Annotated in this window: 21 protein-coding genes; 10 read left to right on the top strand and 11 right to left on the bottom strand. The window is 71.1% G+C overall.

Annotated elements, in window-relative coordinates; all coding sequences use genetic code 11:
• Positions 1-107: 107 nt before the first annotated feature.
• Positions 108-458: a helix-turn-helix domain-containing protein gene (locus tag AB0O67_RS08945; RefSeq protein WP_365447725.1), complete on the bottom strand. Its 351-nt coding sequence runs from the start codon at positions 456-458 to the stop codon at positions 108-110.
• A gap of 131 nt (positions 459-589) precedes the next feature.
• On the opposite strand from AB0O67_RS08945, the gene AB0O67_RS08940 reads away from it, so the two are divergent.
• The 3 genes from AB0O67_RS08940 to AB0O67_RS08930 all read left to right on the top strand — a co-directional run bounded on the left by AB0O67_RS08940 (position 590) and on the right by AB0O67_RS08930 (position 2,596).
• Positions 590-1,264 (top strand): ANTAR domain-containing protein, encoded by a 675-nt coding sequence (locus AB0O67_RS08940; RefSeq protein ID WP_365447723.1) that lies wholly within the window; start codon positions 590-592, stop codon positions 1,262-1,264.
• A 99-nt stretch (positions 1,265-1,363) separates the two neighbouring features.
• Positions 1,364-2,032, top strand: coding sequence for a TetR family transcriptional regulator (locus tag AB0O67_RS08935; protein ID WP_365447755.1), 669 nt, complete (start codon positions 1,364-1,366; stop codon positions 2,030-2,032).
• 150 nt (positions 2,033-2,182) lie between these two features.
• A complete protein-coding gene (locus AB0O67_RS08930; RefSeq protein ID WP_365447721.1) occupies positions 2,183-2,596 on the top strand; it encodes a hypothetical protein in 414 nt (137 codons plus the stop codon).
• A 28-nt stretch (positions 2,597-2,624) separates the two neighbouring features.
• Here AB0O67_RS08930 and AB0O67_RS08925 read toward each other — a convergent pair whose 3' ends face one another.
• Positions 2,625-3,002 carry a PPOX class F420-dependent oxidoreductase gene (locus AB0O67_RS08925; RefSeq protein WP_365447719.1) on the bottom strand — a complete coding sequence of 126 codons (378 nt, stop codon included), beginning with the start codon at positions 3,000-3,002 and terminating at the stop codon, positions 2,625-2,627.
• A gap of 25 nt (positions 3,003-3,027) precedes the next feature.
• Complete coding sequence (locus tag AB0O67_RS08920) at positions 3,028-4,206, bottom strand: aminotransferase class I/II-fold pyridoxal phosphate-dependent enzyme (protein WP_365447717.1); 1,179 nt, start codon at positions 4,204-4,206, stop codon at positions 3,028-3,030.
• Between the two features lie 157 nt (positions 4,207-4,363).
• On the opposite strand from AB0O67_RS08920, the gene AB0O67_RS08915 reads away from it, so the two are divergent.
• Both AB0O67_RS08915 and AB0O67_RS08910 read left to right on the top strand, forming a co-directional pair.
• Positions 4,364-5,194, top strand: a complete 831-nt coding sequence (locus AB0O67_RS08915; RefSeq protein ID WP_365447715.1) for an SAM-dependent methyltransferase — start codon at positions 4,364-4,366, stop codon at positions 5,192-5,194.
• Between the two features lie 119 nt (positions 5,195-5,313).
• A complete protein-coding gene (locus AB0O67_RS08910) occupies positions 5,314-6,666 on the top strand; it encodes a S1 family peptidase (protein WP_365447713.1) in 1,353 nt (450 codons plus the stop codon).
• A 48-nt stretch (positions 6,667-6,714) separates the two neighbouring features.
• Here AB0O67_RS08910 and AB0O67_RS08905 read toward each other — a convergent pair whose 3' ends face one another.
• Both AB0O67_RS08905 and AB0O67_RS08900 read right to left on the bottom strand, forming a co-directional pair.
• A complete protein-coding gene (locus AB0O67_RS08905; RefSeq protein WP_365447711.1) occupies positions 6,715-6,900 on the bottom strand; it encodes a hypothetical protein in 186 nt (61 codons plus the stop codon).
• Positions 6,901-7,000: 100 nt separating this feature from the next.
• On the bottom strand, positions 7,001-8,161 hold the full coding sequence (locus AB0O67_RS08900) for an ROK family transcriptional regulator (RefSeq protein WP_365447709.1): 1,161 nt from the start codon (positions 8,159-8,161) through the stop codon (positions 7,001-7,003).
• A gap of 169 nt (positions 8,162-8,330) precedes the next feature.
• Between AB0O67_RS08900 and AB0O67_RS08895 the strand changes: the two genes are divergently transcribed.
• From AB0O67_RS08895 to AB0O67_RS08880, 4 genes are read left to right on the top strand one after another with little or no spacing between them, the layout of a single operon-like run.
• Positions 8,331-9,227 carry a sugar ABC transporter permease gene (locus tag AB0O67_RS08895; protein ID WP_365447707.1) on the top strand — a complete coding sequence of 299 codons (897 nt, stop codon included), beginning with the start codon at positions 8,331-8,333 and terminating at the stop codon, positions 9,225-9,227.
• Between the two features lie 31 nt (positions 9,228-9,258).
• On the top strand, positions 9,259-10,173 hold the full coding sequence (locus tag AB0O67_RS08890; protein ID WP_365447705.1) for a carbohydrate ABC transporter permease: 915 nt from the start codon (positions 9,259-9,261) through the stop codon (positions 10,171-10,173).
• Between the two features lie 10 nt (positions 10,174-10,183).
• On the top strand, positions 10,184-11,530 hold the full coding sequence (locus tag AB0O67_RS08885; RefSeq protein WP_365447703.1) for a sugar ABC transporter substrate-binding protein: 1,347 nt from the start codon (positions 10,184-10,186) through the stop codon (positions 11,528-11,530).
• A gap of 13 nt (positions 11,531-11,543) precedes the next feature.
• Entirely contained in the window at positions 11,544-12,746 is a 1,203-nt protein-coding gene (locus tag AB0O67_RS08880) for a Gfo/Idh/MocA family oxidoreductase (RefSeq protein WP_365447701.1), read from the top strand.
• 25 nt (positions 12,747-12,771) lie between these two features.
• Here the strand turns inward: AB0O67_RS08880 and AB0O67_RS08875 are convergent, their stop codons facing one another.
• The 5 genes from AB0O67_RS08875 to AB0O67_RS08855 form a co-directional block, all read right to left on the bottom strand.
• The gene (locus AB0O67_RS08875) at positions 12,772-13,467 is read right to left on the bottom strand and encodes a L,D-transpeptidase (protein ID WP_365447699.1); all 696 of its coding nucleotides are present in this window, start codon (positions 13,465-13,467) and stop codon (positions 12,772-12,774) included.
• Positions 13,468-13,613: 146 nt separating this feature from the next.
• On the bottom strand, positions 13,614-14,414 hold the full coding sequence (locus AB0O67_RS08870) for an SDR family NAD(P)-dependent oxidoreductase (RefSeq protein ID WP_365447697.1): 801 nt from the start codon (positions 14,412-14,414) through the stop codon (positions 13,614-13,616).
• Between the two features lie 72 nt (positions 14,415-14,486).
• Positions 14,487-15,401: an SDR family oxidoreductase gene (locus AB0O67_RS08865; RefSeq protein WP_365447695.1), complete on the bottom strand. Its 915-nt coding sequence runs from the start codon at positions 15,399-15,401 to the stop codon at positions 14,487-14,489.
• Between the two features lie 109 nt (positions 15,402-15,510).
• Positions 15,511-16,140: an MBL fold metallo-hydrolase gene (locus AB0O67_RS08860; protein WP_365447693.1), complete on the bottom strand. Its 630-nt coding sequence runs from the start codon at positions 16,138-16,140 to the stop codon at positions 15,511-15,513.
• The gene (locus AB0O67_RS08855) at positions 16,140-17,228 is read right to left on the bottom strand and encodes an S-(hydroxymethyl)mycothiol dehydrogenase (RefSeq protein WP_365447691.1); all 1,089 of its coding nucleotides are present in this window, start codon (positions 17,226-17,228) and stop codon (positions 16,140-16,142) included. Before AB0O67_RS08855 ends, AB0O67_RS08860 begins: the two co-directional genes overlap by 1 nt.
• A 162-nt stretch (positions 17,229-17,390) precedes the next feature.
• Here AB0O67_RS08855 and AB0O67_RS08850 point away from each other — a divergent pair, with 162 nt between their 5' ends.
• On the top strand, positions 17,391-19,145 hold the full coding sequence (locus tag AB0O67_RS08850) for an ABC transporter ATP-binding protein (RefSeq protein ID WP_365447689.1): 1,755 nt from the start codon (positions 17,391-17,393) through the stop codon (positions 19,143-19,145).
• 18 nt (positions 19,146-19,163) lie between these two features.
• Here the strand turns inward: AB0O67_RS08850 and AB0O67_RS08845 are convergent, their stop codons facing one another.
• Positions 19,164-19,457: a hypothetical protein gene (locus AB0O67_RS08845; RefSeq protein ID WP_365447687.1), complete on the bottom strand. Its 294-nt coding sequence runs from the start codon at positions 19,455-19,457 to the stop codon at positions 19,164-19,166.
• Positions 19,458-19,486: the final 29 nt, after the last annotated feature.

Below are 19,486 nucleotides of genomic sequence, written 5' to 3'. Positions count from 1 at the left end.
CGGGGGTGATCACCGGCCCGCAGGACATCCTGCGTCCAGCGGTCACATACGCATCAGCGCCGTGGTGCGCGTCAGCCTCTGTCGCGCGTGTCAGCCTGTCGTACGTGTCAACCTTCGCGGGCCGACGCCCCGCTGTCCGCGGGCTCCCGGCCGCGGTCCGCCTCGTCCTGCGCGAGCAGGGCGAGCAGCGCGGCCACGGTCAGTCCCGCCTCGGCCGGGTGCCGCAGCACCTTGCTCGGCTCGATGCGGTACGTGTTGCCCCGCCCCTCACGCCGGTGGGACAGATAGCCGGCCTGCTCCAGGTCGGCGATGATCTTCTGCACGGCTCGCTCGGTGAGCCTGCAGTGTGCCGCGATGTCGCGTACGCGGGCGGTGTGATCATCGGCGATGGCGGCCAGCACCCGGGCGTGATTGGTGAGGAAGGTCCATCCGGTGTGCGGCTCAGGGACTTCACTCATGGGGCCATCATAGGACCGAGGTTTCCCGTATTCAAAAACGCGAACTAGATTTCATGTATCTCTTGACGTATCGCGGTGTGAGGACGACTCTGATGGAGACGGCAGGCAGGAGTTTCGAAGGAGTGTCGGCCATGCCGGAGCCTGCGTATCCCACGCAGTCCGCCACCCCGGCGGCCCCGAGGCCCGGGGCACTGTCGGTCGCCGTGCGGCACGACGACGTCCGCTCGGCCGTGACGGTGCGCGGGGAGCTGGACCTGCACGCGGCCGACGATCTGCGTGGCGCCCTGCGTGACGCGCTGAAGTCCGCGGCCAAGGGCATCGACCTCGATCTGCGAGGCGTGACCTTCTGCGACTGCTCCGCCCTCAACGTCCTGCTAGCCCTCCGCGAACAGGCCCTCGCCGAGGAGAAGACGGTGATGATCCAGGCCCTCAGTCCCGTGGCCGAGCGGCTCCTCACCCTCACGGGCACGCTGCCCCAGTTCACCGAGGCCGCCGACGAGGACGACGACCACGATCTCGGGGTGGAGGTCGTCCAGCTGCGCCGGGCCATGCAGACCCGGCCGACCATCGATCTGGCCCGCGGGGTCCTGATGGCCACCTTCGGGCTGAGCCCGCAGGACGCGTGGCACGTGCTGGTGATGGTCTCGCAGAACACCAACACCAAGCTCCATCTGCTCGCCCAGGACCTGGTGACGGCCGTGCGCGGAGAACCACTGCCCGACGCGATACAGCGCCAGGTGTCCGCGGCCGTGAGCCGGCTGGCCGAGTCCGGCGACCCGGGAGTGCCGGAGGACGAGGACGCGTAGCGGCGTACCGTGCGGGGCACTCAGTCCCCCGGGGCAGCACCGAGTGCCATCGAGGCCTGTTCAGGTGTTACGTTCCGTCCCATGAGCGCGAAACCGCCCATGCGCGAGTCCCTGGTCGCGGCGGCCTTCCAGCTGTTCCTTGAACGGGGCTACGAACAGACCACCGTGGACGACATCGTGGCCCTCGCGGGCGTGGGGCGGCGGTCTTTCTTCCGGTACTTCCCGTCCAAGGAGGACGTGGTCTTCCCCGACCACGAGCGGTGCCTGGCCGACATGACGGCCTTCCTCTCGAGCGGCGGCGAGGACGACGAGCCGGTGGGCCGGGTCTGCGACGCGGCCCGGCTGGTGCTGAGGATGTACGCCGAGAACCCGGACTTCTCGGTGCAGCGCCACCGGCTCACCAGGCAGGTGCCGGGGCTGCGCGCGTACGAGCTGTCCGTGGTGTGGCGCTACGAGCGCGCCCTCGCCGGCTACCTGCGCGGCCGCTTCGCGGGCCTCCGCGACGGCACCCTGAAGGCGGACGTGATCGCGGCCGCCGTGGTCGCGGCGCACAACAACGGGCTGCGGTCCTGGCTGCGTTCGGACGGAAGGGGCGACGCTGCCGCCGCGGTGGACCACGCCCTGGGCATGGTGCAGGGAGCCTTCGGCGCCGGGCCCACGTACCCGGCACCGGAGCGGCCCGAGGACGTGGTGGTGGTCGTCTCGCGGCGCGACGCTCCGCTGTGGCGGGTGGTGCAGGAGATCGAGACGACGCTCGGGCCGGCCTGACCACCCGGGATTTCAGGGTACGGAGTGCCTTTACGCGTGGCACTCAGTGCCATACGCTGTGGCCGTGCACGGTGGCACGGCAAGCCGCGCACAGGCGTGCGCACAGTGTCGCGCACGCGGATTTCCGGCCGAGCGCAGGGAGTTGACAGCGTGTACCACCACTCAGGGACCGTCGCTCAGCAGGCATCCGGCTCCGCCGCGGGCGTCCTCGACCGCCGCCCCCAGGACCAGGAGGCCCTTCACTTCCAGCGGTGCGCCTGGTGCGGCACCGCCATGTACCACCGGCTGCTCTGCCCGGTCTGCCAGGGCAGCGACCTGCGCACCGAGCGCAGCGAGGGCACCGGTACGGTGCGCCACACGACGGTGGTCCACCGCAACACGCCCGCCGCGCGCAACGTGTCCCTCATCGAGATGGCCGAGGGTTTCGTCGTGCGGGGCCGGGTGATGGGCCCGCTCATCGGCATCCACAGCGGCGACCGCGTGCGGCTGTCCACCGCCAAGGACCCGGTGCGGGGCGAGCCGGTGTTCCAGCTGCTCGACGAACCGTACCGGGCCTGGACCTGACGGGCCGTGGCCGGGTCGCCGGGCGTCCCTAGCCGTTCACGGTCACGCGGATTCCGACCGTGCCCTCCGCGCCGCGCCGCAGCCGGCTGCCGAGGAGCGTGAGGCGGCCCACGACGCCGTACTTGCGGGCGATGAGCTTGCGGTAGCGGGCCGTGGTCTCCGCGTCGGTGATCCCGGCGGTGCCCGGGACCTGCTCACCGGTCGGGTTGCCGCGCAGGTCGCAGGGGCCCACGAGGACGTCGGAGCGGCGCCTGATCCGCTTGACCTTCCAGGAGTCGGCGACCGTCCAGACCCCGAGCGCGTCGCCGTCGGCGACGACCCAGACGGGCGTGGGGACCGGCGTGCCGTCCTTGCGGTAGCTGGTGATCAGCAGGTACTTGCCGGCTCCGAGCCGTGTGGCGTCCATGGCCGGAAGTGTAGGCATGCCGCCCTCACTTCAGCGCGGCGGCCATCCGCCGTACCGCCTCCGTGATGATCTCGGGCGAGGTGGCCAGGTTCAGCCGTACGTGCCCGGCGCCGCCCGTCCCGAACGGCAGGCCGGAGTTGAGGGCCACCCGGCCCCGCCGCAGGAAGACCTCGGCCGGGTCGTCGCCCAGGCCGAGGGCCCGGCAGTCCAGCCAGGCGAGGTAGGTGGCGTCACCGGGGCGGTAGGCCACGGCCGGCAACAGCCCGGCCAGCGACGCGGCGAGCAGGCGCCGGTTCTCGTCGAGGCCCGCGAGCAGAGCGTCCAGCCAGGCGGTGCCGTCGCGCAGCGCGGCCGTGTGCGCGAGTACGCCGAGGTGACTGGGGCCGTGACCGACCTCCTCGGGCAGCAGGGCGAGGTCGGCGGCCGACTCCGGGCCCGCGACCGCGAGGGCCGCCTTGACGCCGGCGAGGTTCCAGGCCTTGGAGGCGGACATCAGCGACAGACCGCTGCCGCCGCCCGGCACGCTGAGGTACGGCACGAAGTCCGTGTCGCCGACGACCAGCGGGGCGTGGATCTCGTCGGCGACGACACGCACGCCGTACTCCCCTGCGAGGCGGGCGACGGCGGACAGTTCCTCGGCGGTGTGCACGGTCCCGGTCGGGTTGTGCGGGCTGCACAGCAGGTACGCCGCCCGGCGCCCGCCCGCCGCGGCCTGCCGGAAGGAGTCCTCCAGGACCCCGAAGTCGATCCGCAGGTCCGGGCCCAGGGGCGCCTCGGCCACCAGGCGGTCCATGTGCGTGACGAACTGGAAGAACGGCGGATACACGGGCGGGTTGACCACCACGGCGTCCCCCGGCCCGGTCACCAGCCTGAGCATCTCGACCACGCCGAGCATCACGTCGGGCACGATCGCCGTGCGCCCCACGTCGAGCCCGGACCAGCCCCACCGCTTCTCGGCGAAGCCGGCCAGCGCCTCTGCGTAGGCGGTCCCCGCCGGGTAGCCGGTGTCGCCGAGCGCGAGCGCGTCGGTGAGGGCACGGACGACGGGTGGGGCGAGGGGCACGTCCATCTCCGCCACCCACAGCGGCAGTACGTCGTCGGGGTAGCTGCGCCACTTCATGCTCGTACGGCGCCGTAGCTGATCGAGGTCCAGTGCGCGCAGGGGGTTCGGTTCACCGGACGGTCCGTGCGGGTTCCTGGTCATGGGCACACGATAGGCGCCCGCGGGAGGAGCGCACGGGCACGCGGGCACGGAAAACGCACAAGGCCCGGCAAAGATCAATTCATCGGTCTAGATTGCGTCTTGACACCGCACGGGGCGTCTTCCCGCCCTGCACCAGGCACCCCCAGGAGCTGATTCCGTGACCGAGAACCCGCCAGCCGCGGACGGTTTGGCCCAGTCATTGCGCGAGCGCATCAACACGTCCCAGCCGCACACGGCCCGCATCTGGAACTACTGGCTCGGCGGCAAGGACAACTACGAGGTCGACCGGGCGGCCGGCGACCAGATCCGTCAACTGCACCCGGGCATCGGCGAATACGCCCGGGCTGACCGCCTGTTTTTGGGCCGCGCCGTGCGGCACCTGGTCTCCGACCTCGGCATCCGCCAGTTCCTGGACGTCGGCACCGGCCTGCCCACCGCCGACAACACCCATGAGGTCGCCCAGCGGATCGCTCCGGACGCCCGGATCGTGTACGTGGACAACGATCCACTCGTCCTCGCGCACGCCCGCGCGCTGCTCACCAGCACGCCGGAGGGCCGCACCGACTACCTCGACGAGGATCTGCGCAACGTCGACGCGATCCTCGAACACGCCGCGAAGACGCTGGACCTCACGCGGCCCGTGGCGCTGATACTGCTCGGCGTCGTCATCTTCCTGCGTGACGACGAGGACCCGTACGGCGTGGTCCGGCGGCTGATGGACGCGCTGCCTCCGGGCAGCCACCTGGTGCTGTCGCACACCATCACCTCGCCGTCGATGCCGGACGTGGACGAGGCGGTGAAGTTCTGGAACGAGCACGGCACCCCGAAGCTGACCCAGCGCACACCCGAGGCCCTGACGGGCTTCTTCGACGGCCTCGATCTGCTGGAGCCGGGTGTCGTGTCGTGTTCGCGCTGGCGTCCGGAGGCCGGTGACGGCGCCGAGCCGGAGGAGGTCGCGATGTTCGGCGGGGTGGCCCGCAAGAACTGAGCCGGCCGTCCCCAGGGGTGAACGCTGCCGAACCCCGGCACGTATGGAGAGAGGGCGCTCGACGACCCGGGCGCCCCGCGGCGCGGTCGCGCCGCGTGTTCGGGGTTCGGGAGCCACGCATGAGGCACGTACGACGACGGATGGTCCGGCGGGTGACACGGCTGGCGTCAGTCGGCGGGATCGTCCTCGGGGCGGCGATGGTCACGCAGGCGGTCGCGAGCGAACCTCCTGCCGCCGCGCCCCGGGTCCTCGCCGAGGACGCCGGCCCGGGCGTAGGCCAGGACACCGGCGCCGGCCTCGTCGAGCGGCTCGGCTCCTCCCGCACGGCGGGCAGCTGGATCGACGACGAGGGGCGGCCGGTCGTCGCGGTCACCGACGACGAGGCGGCCGCCGAGGTCCGCGGGGCGGGCGCGACGGCGAAGCTCGTGCGGCACAGCATGCGCGAGCTCAAGTCCGCCACGCGGCAGTTGGGTTCGGCACCGCGCGTGACGGGCACGGCGTGGATGGTGGACTACCGCTCGAACGAGGTGGTGGTACGAGGTGACAGCACCGTCTCCGCCGGCGACTGGTCCGAGCTGACCGACCTCGCGGACGGCATGGGCGACTTCGTCCGCATGGAGCGCGCGGAGGGCACCTTCACCACCCGGATCAACGGCGCCCTGCCGATCCTGTCCACCGCCGGGCGCTGTTCGGCGGGCTTCAACGTCACCGACGGGAAGACCGACTTCATCCTCACGGCCGGGCACTGCGGACCCGACGGTTCGGTCTGGTTCGCGGACAACCGGGGCGACCAGCCGGTGGGCCGGACCGTCGCCGGCAGCTTCCCGGGCAACGACTACTCCCTCGTGCAGTACAGCGGCGGGCGGGCGGGCGACGGCGCGGGTGTCGTGGCGATCGGTGACGGACAGGGCGTGCGGATCACGGGCGTGGGCGAGCCGTCCGTGGGGCAGCGGGTGTTCCGCAGCGGCAGCAGCAGCGGATTGCGCGACGGCGAGGTGACCGCGCTCAACGCCACGGTGAACTACCCCGAGGGCACGGTTTCCGGCCTCATCGAGACGAACGTGTGCGCCGAGCCGGGGGACAGCGGCGGGCCGATGTTCTCCGAGGGGATCGCCCTCGGCGTGACCTCGGGCGGCAGCGGGGACTGCCGGGCGGGCGGCACGACGTACTTCCAGCCGCTGCCGCAGGCGCTGTCCGCGCTTGGCGTCCAGCTGATCGCGTCGGGCCCGCAGAACGGGCAGGCCGCTCCGGCGCCGTCGGGCCCCCAGAGCGCGGCGGCGCCGGGAACGTCGACGCCGATCTCGGCGGAGGCGGGCAGGCAACTGCTGGCCCGGCTGGCGGACCCGAGGAACGTCGGGCCCGGTCTGCTGGTCGTCGGGGGCAGTCTGATCGCGCTGGTGGCCACGCGGTGGATCCGTACGGAACAGGACCGCAAGGCCTACCAGCGCTATTACTCGGCCACGTGGGGCTGACGGAGAGGTCCGGGGGCCGGAAGGGGCACGGGGCCCGTCACGAGCGGGTCAGGCGGCCTGCGCCGGCTGCGGCGCCGCGGCGGCCCACTCCAGGACGAGGCGCTGGTACACCTCGCGCTGCTCGGTGCTCAGTGTCCCGCCCGACCGGCGCCACAGCGCCCGGATCTCCTCGTTGACCTCCGCGGCCGATCGCTCGGTGGCGGCTTCAACACTGGTGGACATGCTGTGAAGCATACGGCGCCCCAGGTGAAGGCGATGTGAGTAATCGCGAGCCAATCGGACATATCGGGCCGTGTCGCTGATCACGTCCATGTCCCCGAACGGGACGGGCAGTTCAGGCGTCCGCCGCGCCCAGCACCAGGACCTGGATGGCCAGGACGGCGGCACCGCGGGCCCAGTCGTGGAAGTCGGACTTCCTGGTCTCCAGGTCGACCGGAGCGGCCAGCGGATGCCGTCGGCCGCGGATCGTCTCCTCCACCGTGTTCCTCGCCACATCCATCAGTCCGACCCCCTCTCCGGCGAGCAGGATCTTCTGCGGCATCGCGAAGTTGGCGATGTGGGCGAGGAGGATGCCGAGGGCGCGGGCGGCCTCGGCGACCACCCGGGCGGGCATGGCCTCCCCGGCGGCGGCCAGGCCGAGGATCTCCTCGTAGGTGTGGTCCCGTCCGGTGGCGGCCCGGATCTGGTAGCGGATGCTGGGGATGGTCAGCAGCGAGACCGCGCTGCCGCGCTCGCCGTCGGGCGTGAGCGGCCCGTTCGGGTCGAGGATCCAGCGTCGGCCGAAGGCCCGGTCCTCCCCCTCGGACGGCACCCGTCTGCCGCCCAGCACCAGCCCGTAGCCGATGCCCGCGCCGATGGTGAGCACCACGAACCGGTCCAGGCCGCGCCCGGCGCCGAACCACGTCTCGGCCTCGACGAGGGCGGCCACGTCGTTCTCGACGACCACCGGCAACCCGGTGCGCTCCTCGACGAGCGCGGCGAGAGGAATGTCACGCCAGTCCAGGAACGGCGACTCCCCCACCACGGCCCGGTCCTGCACGAATCCGCCCACCCCGATGCCGATCCCGGCGAGCCCCGGGTGGCTGTGGGCCAGCTCACCCGCCATCTGCGCGAGCAGGTCGGCCACTTCACCCGGGTCGTGCGTGGTCAGGGGACGGTCGTGGCGCGCGACGATCTCGCTCCTGAGGGTGGTGACGACGCCGTAGACCATGTCCTCGGTGACCTTGAAGCCGAGGAAGGACCGGGACTCGGCCACCACGTCCAGCGGCTGCGAGGGCCTGCCCTGCCTGCTCTCGCCCGCCGCGCACCCGTCGGGGGACTCGATCAGCAGACCCGACTCGATCAGCGGCTTGGTCAGCCGGGTGAGGCTGCCGGCGGAGAGGTCCAGACGCCGGGCGAGCTCCGCGCGGGAGAGGGGGCCGTTGACGAGCACCTCGATCGCCACCGAGCGTTCACCGGGACTCAGCGGCAGCCAGCTGGCGGAACCTGCGGTCATGTAGGTCAGACTCCCACGCCTTGTTTCTTTTGCTCCTGAAGTAATGAATCCACTCTAGAGCCTCGACTGCCGCCTCCAGAAGATCGCTGCACACCTCTTGACGGGAAGATTCTTCCGGCTCAAAAGTAAGTGGCCCCAGGACGAGCCGCCACAGCCGAGGAGCCTGCCCATGTCCGTCGCCTCCAGCAGTCCGCCGACGCCCCGGGGGGACGGGCGTCTCGCGGCCGTGTTCCTCGCGCCCGCCCTGCTGGGCTTCCTGGTCTTCCTGCTGTGGCCCACGCTGCGGGGCGTGTATCTGAGCTTCACCCGGTTCAACCTGCTGACGCCGGCGGAGTGGGTGGGCCTCGACAACTACGTCCGTATGGTCAAGGACCCCATCTTCTGGGAGTCGTTGCGGACCACCGTCGCGTACGTGGTGATCAACATCGGTGTGCAGACCGTCTCCGCACTCGCGATCGCCGTGCTGCTGCAACGCCTGACCCAGTCGGCGACGCTGCGCGGCATCGTGATCACGCCGTATCTGATGTCGAACGTCGTCGCGGGCATCGTCTGGCTCTGGATCCTGGACACCCAGCTGGGCATCGGCAACGAGATCGTCACGGCCCTCGGCGCCGACCGGATCCCGTTCCTCACCGACGAGACCTGGGCGATCCCGACGATCGCGCTGATCAACGTGTGGCGGCACGTGGGCTACACCGCGCTGCTGCTGTTCGCCGGCCTCCAGGCCATCCCGGGCCACCTGTACGAGGCCGCGAAGGTGGACGGCGCCGGCGAGTGGCGGATGTTGTGGCGGATCACGCTGCCGCTGCTGCGCCCCGTCCTGGCCGTCGTGCTGATCATGACGGTGATCGGTTCGTTCCAGGTGTTCGACACGGTCGCCGTGACGACCATGGGCGGCCCGGCCAACGCCACCAACGTCCTTCAGTACTACATCTACGGGTCCGCCTTCGGCCGCTTCCAGTTCGGCTACGCCTCCGCGATGTCCGTGGCCCTGCTGATCGTCCTGACCGCCATCACCGTCCTGCAGTACCGGCTCACCCGGGCCGGCCGGACCGACCTCGGCTGACGGACCGGCTGACAGAAGGGAGAGAGACGACATGACTGCCGTCACGACGACGACCGTACGGCGGGCGAGGCGCAGGCCTTCCCTCGGGCGAGTGGTGGCCTGGGCGGTGATGGCCGCGATGGTGCTCATCACGCTGCTGCCGTTCTACTGGATCCTGCGCACCGCGCTGTCCACCAACACCGGGCTCGCCGCGCAGCCCGCCGACCCCCTGCCGGCCGACTTCACCACCGGCGGTTTCGAGCGGGCGCTCGGCCTGCAGTCGACCGAGGAGGCGATCGCGCAGGGCGGTTCGGGCGGCGGGCTGGCGTTCTGGCGCTACCTGCTCAACTCGGTGCTGGTCTCCACGCTGATCACCGGGTGCCAGATCTTCTTCTCGGCGATGGCCGCGTACGCCTTCTCCCGGCTGCGCTGGCGTGGCAGGGACACCGTGTTCGGGCTGTTCCTGGCCGGGCTGATGGTGCCGACGATCTTCACCCTGCTGCCGAACTTCGTGCTCATCAAGGAACTCGGCCTGGTGGACACGCTGTTGGGGATCGCGCTGCCGACGATGTTCATGACCCCGTTCGCGGTGTTCTTCCTGCGCCAGTTCTTCATGAACATCCCCCGCGAGGTGGAGGAGGCGGCTCTCCTCGACGGCGCCGGGAAGGTCCGCGTCTTCTTCCGGGTCCTGCTGCCGATGGCGTCTGCGCCGGTCCTGACGCTGGCCGTGCTGACGTACATCACCTCCTGGAACGACTACTTCTGGCCGCTGATGGTGTCCTACAGCGACAGCTCGCGCGTGCTGTCCGTCGCGCTGGCCGTGTTCCGCGCGCAGACGCCGCAGACCGGCACCGACTGGTCGGGGCTGATGGCGGCGACGCTGATCGCGGCGCTTCCGATGCTGGTGCTGTTCGGGCTGTTCGCCCGTCGCATCGTCGGCTCCATCGGCTTCACCGGGATCAAGTGAGGGAACTTCCATGCGATTTCGTACGGTCTTCACGGCGCTGGCCGGTGCCGTGGCGCTGTCCCTGGTGACCGGGTGCGCCCAGGTCGGCTCCTCGGGGCCGACGGGGAACACGGTGACGTACTGGCTCTGGGACGCCAATCAGCTGCCCGCATACGAGGCCTGCGCCAAGGGCTTCGAGGAGCAGAACCCCGGTCTGGACGTCGAGATCACCCAGATGGGCTGGGACGACTACTGGACCAAGCTCACCGCGAGCTTCATCGCGGGCACCGAGCCGGACGTGTTCACCGACCACATCCAGAAGTTCGGCCAGTTCGCCGATCTGGACGTGCTCGAACCCCTCGACGACCTGGGCATCGAGGAGTCGCACTACCAGCCGGGACTCGCCGCCAACTGGATCGGCCAGGACGGGCGTCGCTACGGCGCCCCGAAGGACTGGGACACGGTCGCCCTCTTCTACAACAAGAAGCTCGCCGAGGACGCCGGGCTCACCGCCGCGCACCTGGGCGACCTGTCCTGGAACCCCGAGGACGGGGGCACCTTCGAAAAGGCCGTGGCCCGCCTCACCGTCGACAAGAACGGCAGGCGGGGCGACGAACCGGGCTTCGACAAGAACAACGTCGAGGTCTACGGGCTGGCCACGGGGGGCGCGGGCGACGGCGACGGGCAGACGCAGTGGAGCCCGTTCACCGCGTCGGCCGGCTGGAGCTACACGGACGAGAAGCGCTGGGGCAGCGCGTACCAGTACGACAGCGAGACCTTCCAGTCGGTCGTCGACTGGTACTTCGGCCTGGCGAAGAAGGGCTATCTCGCGCCGTTCGCGGACTGGAGCAACAACGCCAACCCGCCCAACGCGCAGATCGCCGCCGGCACGGCCGCGGCCGCCTTCGACGGCGCCTGGATGATCTCCACCTACTACGGCGCGAAGGGCCTGGACGTCGGCACCGCCGTCACTCCGCGGGGCCCGACCGGCAAGCGGGCGACGATGATGAACGGCCTCGCCGACTCGATCACCAAGAACGCCCGCAACAAGGCGGGCGCCAAGAAGTGGGTCCGCTACCTGGCCTCGGACGAGTGCCAGCGGACCGTCGGCGACTACGGGATCGTCTTCCCGGCGACACCGGACGGCACCGAGGCCGCCGTCGCGGCGTACCGGAAGAAGGGCGTCGACGTCTCGGCCTTCACCGAACCGGTCGCGGGCGAGGGGGACTTCTCGACCTTCTCCTTCCCCGTCACCGACTACGCCGCGGACGTGTTCGCGCTGATGCGCCCCGCCATGCAGGACATCTACGCCAACGACGCTCCGGTGAGCGGCCTGGACCAGACCAACAGTCAGATCAATTTCCTCCTCGGCCAGTGAAAGGCTCCCTTACATGACGTTCTCCCTCGGCATCGTCGGCGCCGGGCAGTTCTCCGGACAGTTCGCGAAGCTCTTCCTCGCCCACCCCGGCGTCAGCGACGTCCACGTCACCGACCTGCTGCCCGAGCGGGCCGAGCAGTTGGCCGCCGCGGAAGGCCTGAGCGGCACCTTCCCGACGTACGAGGCCATGCTGGAGTCACCGGAGGTCGACGCGGTCGCGATCTTCACCCAGCGCTGGACGCACGGTCCGCTGGTGCTCCAGGGGCTGAACGCCGGCAAGCACGTCTACTCCGCGGTGCCGATGGCGATCGCCACGGAGGAGATAGCGGCGATCATCGACGCGGTCAAGGCGACCGGACTGACGTACATGATGGGCGAGACCAGTCAGTACAACCCGGCCACCGTGCACGCCCGGGACCAGATCGCCAAGGGCGCCTTCGGCCGGATCTTCTACGCCGAGGGCGACTACGTCCACGACATGGATCTGGGGTTCTACGAGGCGTACCAGTACAGCGGCGGGGAGAACTGGAAGGCGACGGCGAGCTATCCGCCGCTGCTGTACCCGACGCACTCGGTGGGCGGTGTGCTGGGCGCCTGGCAGACGCACGCGGTGAGCGTGTCGGCGCTCGGGGTCGTGGACGAGCGGGGCGACGGCGTGTTCGACCGGTCGGTGAGCCAGTTCGACAACGACGTCTCGAACGCCACCGCGCTGTTCGAGGTCGCGGGCGGCGGTTCGTTCCGTACGAACGAGTTCCGCCGAGTGGGCTACCCGTCCCACATCAGGGAGTCCCGGTTCCGCTTCTTCGGCACGGAGGCGAGCATGGAGCAGCTCGCGACGGTGGCGTTCTGGCAGGACAAGTCAGGTGTCACCGATATTTCCGAACTGCTGGAGCCCAAGCAGACGATGTCCCCCGACGACCCGTCGCTCCAGCACATAGCGCCGGATCTGCGGGCGGCCTTCACCTCGGGTTCCGCGCCCGTGCACGACCGGTCCCGGCTGCCGCGCACGTTCGACCACCTCCACAACGGCCACGAGGGCAGCCACCATTTCCTGGTGGACGACTTCGTGACGGCGGTCAACACGCGCTCACTGCCGTCCGTGAACGCCTGGGTGGCGGCCCGCTACACCCTGCCGGGCATCATCGCGCACGAGTCCGCGCGGCAGGGTGGCGTACGGCTGGAGATCCCGGACTTCGGCGACGCGCCGCAGGCCTGACGCGCCGGGTGGGCCGGGTGCTCTCTCAGGTGCCCGGCTTGCGCCCGTACACGTAGACGTCGTCGCCGTTCTTCAGCAGCGACCAGTACTTCTTCGCCGTGGTCTTGGTCATGTTGACGCAGCCGCGCGAACCGGGCGGGTTCCACATGCTGACCCCGGCGGAGTGGAAGGCCTGGCCGCCGTCGAAGAACTGGGCATAGGGCATCGGGACGTCGTAGATGCTCGACACGTGGTCGATGTTGCGCCAGTAGATCTTCTTCAGGCCGGTGCGGGTCTCGTAGCCGTTGCGCCCGGTGCGGACCGCCACGGGGCCGTAGACCAGCTTCTTGCCGTCCTGGATCCAGCTCAGTTGGAGCGAGAGGTTCACACAGGCGATACGGCCCTTGTTGACCGGGCACTTCCCGGCCTTGTTCGGGTTCTTGCCGACGGCCTTCTGCTTGTTCATGAGGTCCATCACGCCCCAGGTGACGGGCCCCGCGTAGCCGATGTTCGGTGTGATGCCGTGCTTGGTCTGGAACGCCTGGGTGGCCTTGCAGTCGGCGCTGGACTGCCTGCCGTCCACCGGGCGGCCCAGGAACTTCTCCACCTGCTTCTGGTACGGCCCGGTCTGCGTGGTGCAGCTCGCCGCCTGCGCCGGGGCTGCGCCCAGCGCCAGTGTGAGCGGCGCCACCAGTGCGGTGGTCCCCAGGACGACGGTGGCCCGTCTGCGAATCTCCCCCATGGGCTGGCCTTGTCTCTCGCGTCGGATGCGCGTCTGCCGCGCGGTCTCTGCCTGCTAGACCGGTCAGGGGCGGATTCGGTTGTAGGCGCGGGCCGACCGCGACAAAACGGTGACATTCGGCGCGGAGGGGAGCGCGGCCGCCGGGCTCATGGGCGTTCGTCGCCGCGCCCCGTGAGCGTCGTGAAGCCGGTGTTCACCGCGGTGATCCCACCGTCGACGACCAGCGTCGTGCCCGTGATCCAGGACGCGTCCCGGGAGGCGAGGAAGGCCACGGCGGCGGCGATGTCCTCCGGCTCGCCGACCCGGCCCAAGGGATAGTGAGGGCGGAGCGCGTCGAGTTCGCGGTCGCGGCCCTGCCACGCCGTGGTACGGACGGTGCCGGGGGCGACGAGGTTGACCCGGACGCCCCGGCCGGCGGCGTGCCCGGCGAGGGTGCGGGTCAGCGATCCGAGGCCGGCCTTGGCCGCGCTGTAGGCGTGGTTGCCGAAGTCCTGGAGGCCGTTCACCGAGCCGACGCAGACGACGGCGCCCCGTCCGGAGGCGGCCAGGTGCGGCAGTGCGGCCCGGCAGCAGCGGTACGCCCCGGTCAGGGTGACGTCCAGGTCACGCGCCCACCCCTCGTCGGTCTCCTCCTCGAACAGCGGCGCGTCGGGATGGCAGCTGTAGGCGTTGTTGACCAGCACGTCGAGGGTGCCGAAGGTGGCGACGGCCCGAGCGACGGCGCCCTCGACGGACGCCCGGTCCGCGACGTCGCAGGCGTGCGCCTGCGCCCGGAGCCCGTCGTCGCGCAACTCGCCGGCGGTCTTCTCGGCCGCCGCCGCGTCGACGTCGGTCACCAGGACGGCCGCGCCCTCCGCGGCGAGTCGCCGGGCGGTCGCGGCGCCGATGCCGCGGGCCGCGCCGGTGATCAGAACTCCGTACCCGTCGAAGCGCTTGGTGTCGGTCATGCGCAGACCGTACTCCCGCAGTGATCAACGGGGCAGGTACCGCGCAGGGGCCGGTTTCCCCCCGGCCGCTCGTCACCGGTACCCGGTCGTGTCCGCCGGCTTGCCCGGGTCCTGGACCTCCACGAGGTAGCGCCAGGCGTCGGGGCGGCTGCCGTCGAGGTCGGTGAAGCCGTACTCCTGGGCGAGGGCCCCGCTGGAGAGGGACCGGCCGTTGAAGCGGGCGACCTCGGGGTCGGCGGCGAGGGCCGTGACGGCGCGGCCGACGAAGCGCGGGGTCTCGGAGATGGCGAAGTGCGGGACCTGGTCGAGGGCGTCGCGCCAGTTGTCCTCACGGACGCCGAAATGCTCCAGCATCATCTCCGAGCGGAGCCAGCCCGGGGTCAGCGCGACCGCGGTGGCGCCGCGCGGGCCCAGTTCGTGGCCCAGGGAGAAGGCCATGCGCAGCACGGCCGTCTTGGCGAGGTCGTAGAAGAAGTTGACCCGGTAGGTGTCGCGGTTGTAGTCGGCCGTGCCGTCGGTCATCTCCACGACCAGGCCGCCGGGGCGGCGCAGCAGGAGGGGCAGGGCGTGGTGGCTGGTGATGGCGTGCGTCTCGACGGCGAGGCGGAGCAGCCGCAGCCCGTTGTCGAGGTCGTGCTCCCACACGGCCTTGTCCCACTCGAAGAGCTTCTCGCCGCCCCAGATGTCGTTGACGAGGATGTCGAGGCGGTCCTGCTCACCGCCGACGCGGTCGACGAGGGCGCGCACCTGCGCCGGGTCGAGGTGGTCGGTGGGCACGGCGACGCCGTGCCCACCCGCCTCGGTGACCAGGTCGGCGGTGTCCTCGAGGGTCTCGGGGCGGTCGTACTCGGAGCGGCGGGCGCGGGTGCTGCGGCCGGTGACGTAGACGGTGGCGCCGGCCGCGCCGAGCTCCAGCGCGATCCCGCGGCCCGCTCCCCGTGTCGCTCCGGCGACCAGCGCGACCTTGCCCCGCAACGGCTGTGACATGTCCGACCTCCCGTGTGGCTGTTTCCCGCAGACGAGCCTCCCGCGGAAGCCAGACATCTTCTGTCGCCTTTCCCGGCCGGTTGCTCCGCTGCCCCGGCGGGACCGGGCCTCAGTGGCCGCGCGTGATCCACTCCTGGAGGTGCGGGGCCTCCGCCCCGATGGTCGTGGGGTCGCCGTGTCCGGTGAGGACCTCGGTCTCGGGCGGAAGGGTGAGGAGCCGGTCGCGGATGGAGCCGATGATCGTCGGGAAGTGGGAGTACGAACGGCCGGTCGCGCCGGGGCCGCCCTGGAAGAGGGTGTCGCCGGTGAAGACGACTCCCAGGCCCGGGTCGTACAGACAGACCGCGCCGGGGGCGTGCCCCGGTGTGTGCAGCACCCGCAGGTCGGCACCGGCGGCCTCGATGACCTGCCCGTCGAGCAGCCCGGCGTCCGGCTCGCGGCCGGGGTGGGTCTGCTTCCACAGCGGCAGGTCGTCGTGGTGCAGCCAGATGACGGCTCCGGTGCGGTCGGCGAGCGCGGGCGCGGCATTGACGTGGTCGTTGTGGGCGTGCGTGCACACGATGGCCTTCAGGCGGCGGTCCCCCACCGCCGCCTGAATCGCGTCGGCGTCGTGGGCGGCGTCGATGACGACGACCTCGTGGTCGTCGCCGACGAGCCACACGTTGTTGTCGACGTCCCAGGAGCCGCCGTCGAGGGTGAACTGACCGGAGGTCACGAGGCGTTCGATGCGGGCGGTCATCACAGCACCACCACCGAGCGCAGCACGTCGCCGTGGTGCATCCGCTCGAAGGCCTTCTCCACCTCGTCGAGCTGGATCGTCTCGGTCACGAAGGCGTCCAGGTCCAGGCGCCCCTGCAGGTGCAGGTCGATCAGCATCGGGAAGTCGCGGGACGGCAGGCAGTCCCCGTACCAGGACGACTTCAGTGCCCCGCCGCGGCCGAACACGTCGAGGAAGGGCATTTCGAGCTTCATCTCCGGGGTGGGCACACCGACCAGGACGACCGTGCCGGCCAGGTCACGGGCGTAGAAGGCCTGCTTGTACGTCTCCGGGCGGCCGACCGCCTCGATGACGACGTCGGCGCCGAACCCCCCGGTCAGTTCACGGATCGCCTCGACCGGGTCGGTGTCGGCCGAGTTGACGGTGTGCGTGGCGCCCATCCTGCGGGCGGTCTCCAGCTTGCGGTCGTCGATGTCGACGGCGATGATCCGGGCCGCTCCGGCCAGCCGCGACCCGGCGACGGCCGCGTCGCCGACGCCGCCGCAGCCGATGACGGCGACGGTGTCGCCTCGGCCGACGTTGCCCGTGTTGATGGCGGCACCGAGGCCGGCCATCACACCGCAGCCGAGCAGTCCGGCCACCGCCGGGGAGACGGTCGGATCGACCTTGGTGCACTGGCCGGCCGCGACAAGCGTCTTCTCGGCGAACGCGCCGATGCCGAGGGCCGGGCTGAGCTCCTGGCCGGTCGCGGCCAGGGTCATCTTCTGCTCGGCGTTGTGGGTGTCGAAGCAGTACCAGGGCCTGCCACGCAGGCAGGCCCGGCAACGGCCGCAGACCGCACGCCAGTTGAGGATCACGAAGTCACCGGGTGCCACGTCGGTGACCCCGTCCCCGACGGTCTCGACCACCCCGGCGGCCTCGTGGCCGAGCAGGAAGGGGAACTCGTCGGTGATGCCGCCCTGCTTGTAGTGGAGGTCGGTGTGGCAGACCCCGCAGGCCTGCACCCGCACCACGGCCTCTCCCGGACCGGGGTCCGGTACGACGATCGTCTCGACCCGCACCGGCTCGTCACGCCCCGGTGCGATCACGCCGCGTACTTCCTGCGCCATGTGCTGGCCCCTTCCGTCTCCGCGCGTCCGTCCCGACATCCGACCCTACGCGTGACTGATCGGTAAGGGGACGGTTGCGGGTGCGCGCCGCGCACGCCCACGTCGGTTGTCAGTGCTGCCCCGTAGTCTCCGAGCGTCCCCTCGGACCCGTGAAGGAGCAGCGTGAGCATCGCAGAGACGGAGACCGCCCCGCCCCCGTGGCGCATGCTCCTGGGCTATGTGCGGCCCCACCGGTGGACCCTGTTCGTGGGCGCGCTGCTGTCGCTGGTCACCGGGGCCACCGGCCTGGCGTTGCCGCTGGTGGCGCGGGGGCTGATCGACGACCTGTCCCACGACCGGGCCATCACCGGGGCGTTGCTGGCCATGTCGGCCCTCGTCGTGGCCAACGCCGCGCTGGGCGCTCTCGGCGGGTACGTGCTCCAGCGCACCGCGGAGTCGGTGGTGCTCGGCGCACGGCGGACCCTGTCGTCGTACCTGCTGCGGCTGCGGATATCCGCGGTGGACCGCAGTGAGCCAGGTGACCTGATGGCCCGCATCACCTCGGACACCACGCTGCTGCGCGAGGTCACGACCGACTCCCTGGTCGGCCTCGGCACGGGTGGGCTCACGCTGGTGGCGACCGTGGTGATGATGGGTTTCGTCGACCCGGTGCTGCTCGGCGTCACGCTCGCCGTGGTTCTCGGCACGGGAACGGTCCTCGGCTTCATCGTGCCCCGCATCAACAAGGCCAGCCGCCGGGCACAGGACGCCGTCGGCGTGATGGGTGCCTCGCTCGAACGGGTGCTGGGCGCGCTGCGCACGGTGAAGGCGTCCGGCGCCGAGCACCGCGAGGAGCGGACGCTGCACGCGGCGGCCGAGGAGTCCTGGCGGCAGAGCGTGCGGGCCGCCAAGTGGTCGGCGGCCGCGGGCAACACGGCCGGGCTGGCGATGCAGATCGCCTTCATCACGGTGCTCGCGGTCGGCGGCGCGCGGGTCGCGACCGGCGCCGTGGACATCGGCACGCTGGTCGCCTTCCTGCTGTACGTCTTCTACCTCATGTCGCCGATCCAGCAGGTCGTCGGCGCGATCACCCAATACCAGACGGGGGCCGCCGCCCTGGCCCGGATCCAGGAGGCGCTGCGGCTGCCCGCCGAACCCCGGGCGGCCGCCGCCTCGTTGCCGTCGGCCGGCGCGCCCCCGGCGGCGCTGGCCTTCGAGGACGTCCGCTTCCGCTACGCCGACGACCTGCCGTACGTCCACCACGGCGTGAGCTTCGAGGTGGCGGCGCAGGGCATGACGGCGTTCGTCGGCCCGTCCGGCGCGGGCAAGACGACGGTCTTCTCGCTCATCGAGCGGTTCTACGACCCGGAGTCGGGCGTGATCACGCTGGACGGGCGGGACCTCACGGAGTGGGAGCTGCCGCAGCTGCGCTCGGCGATCGGTTACGTCGAGCAGGACGCGCCGGTGCTGTCGGGGTCGCTGCGCGACAACCTGCTGCTGGGCAACCCGGAGGCGGGCGACGACGCCCTCACTCGGGTGCTGAAGACGACTCGGCTGGACGGGCTGGTCGAGCGGCTGCCGAAGGGGGTCGAGACGCTCGTCGGGCATCGCGGCACCAAGCTGTCGGGCGGGGAGCGTCAGCGGGTGGCGATCGCCCGCGCGTTGCTGCGCCGTCCGAGACTCCTGCTGCTCGACGAGGCGACCTCGCAGCTGGACGCGGTCAACGAGGCGGCTCTGCGCGACACCGTCGCCGACGTGGCCCGTACGACGACCGTGCTGGTCGTCGCGCACCGGCTGTCCACGGTGACGATGGCCGACCGGATCGTGGTGATGGACTCGGGCAAGGTCCGCGCGGTGGGCACGCACCGCGAACTCGTGACCGCCGACCCGCTGTACGCGGAGCTGGCGGCCACGCAGTTCCTCGCCACGGCCGGCTGACGGGCCGCGGCGGCGGGGTCAGCGGACGTCGGGGAGCAGTCCGGTGACGGGGGCCGCCATGTCGGTGATCTGGCGGAGCTGGTTGAGGTCGTTCAGCCGCTTCATCTGGGTCAGCTGCGCGGACGGCCGCGGGAAGTCCTCCTTGTACTCGGCGGGGATGTCGCTGACGGAGAGGGAGTCGAGGAGGGCGACCGGGCTGAGTGCGCCGGCGCCCGGGGCGTCGGCCTCGGCCGCGCTCACCGACGGGGCGGCGAGTCCGGCGACACTGGCCGCGAGCCCAACGGCTGCGACGAAACGACGTGTTGAGATCATGCTTTCAGCAACGCGAACCGCCCCCGGCC

Source organism: Streptomyces sp. NPDC086077 (assembly GCF_040686175.1).
GTDB lineage: Bacteria > Actinomycetota > Actinomycetes > Streptomycetales > Streptomycetaceae > Streptomyces.
The sequence above is the reverse complement of the archived record's forward strand: the minus strand, read 5'-3'. Positions and strand labels throughout refer to the sequence as shown.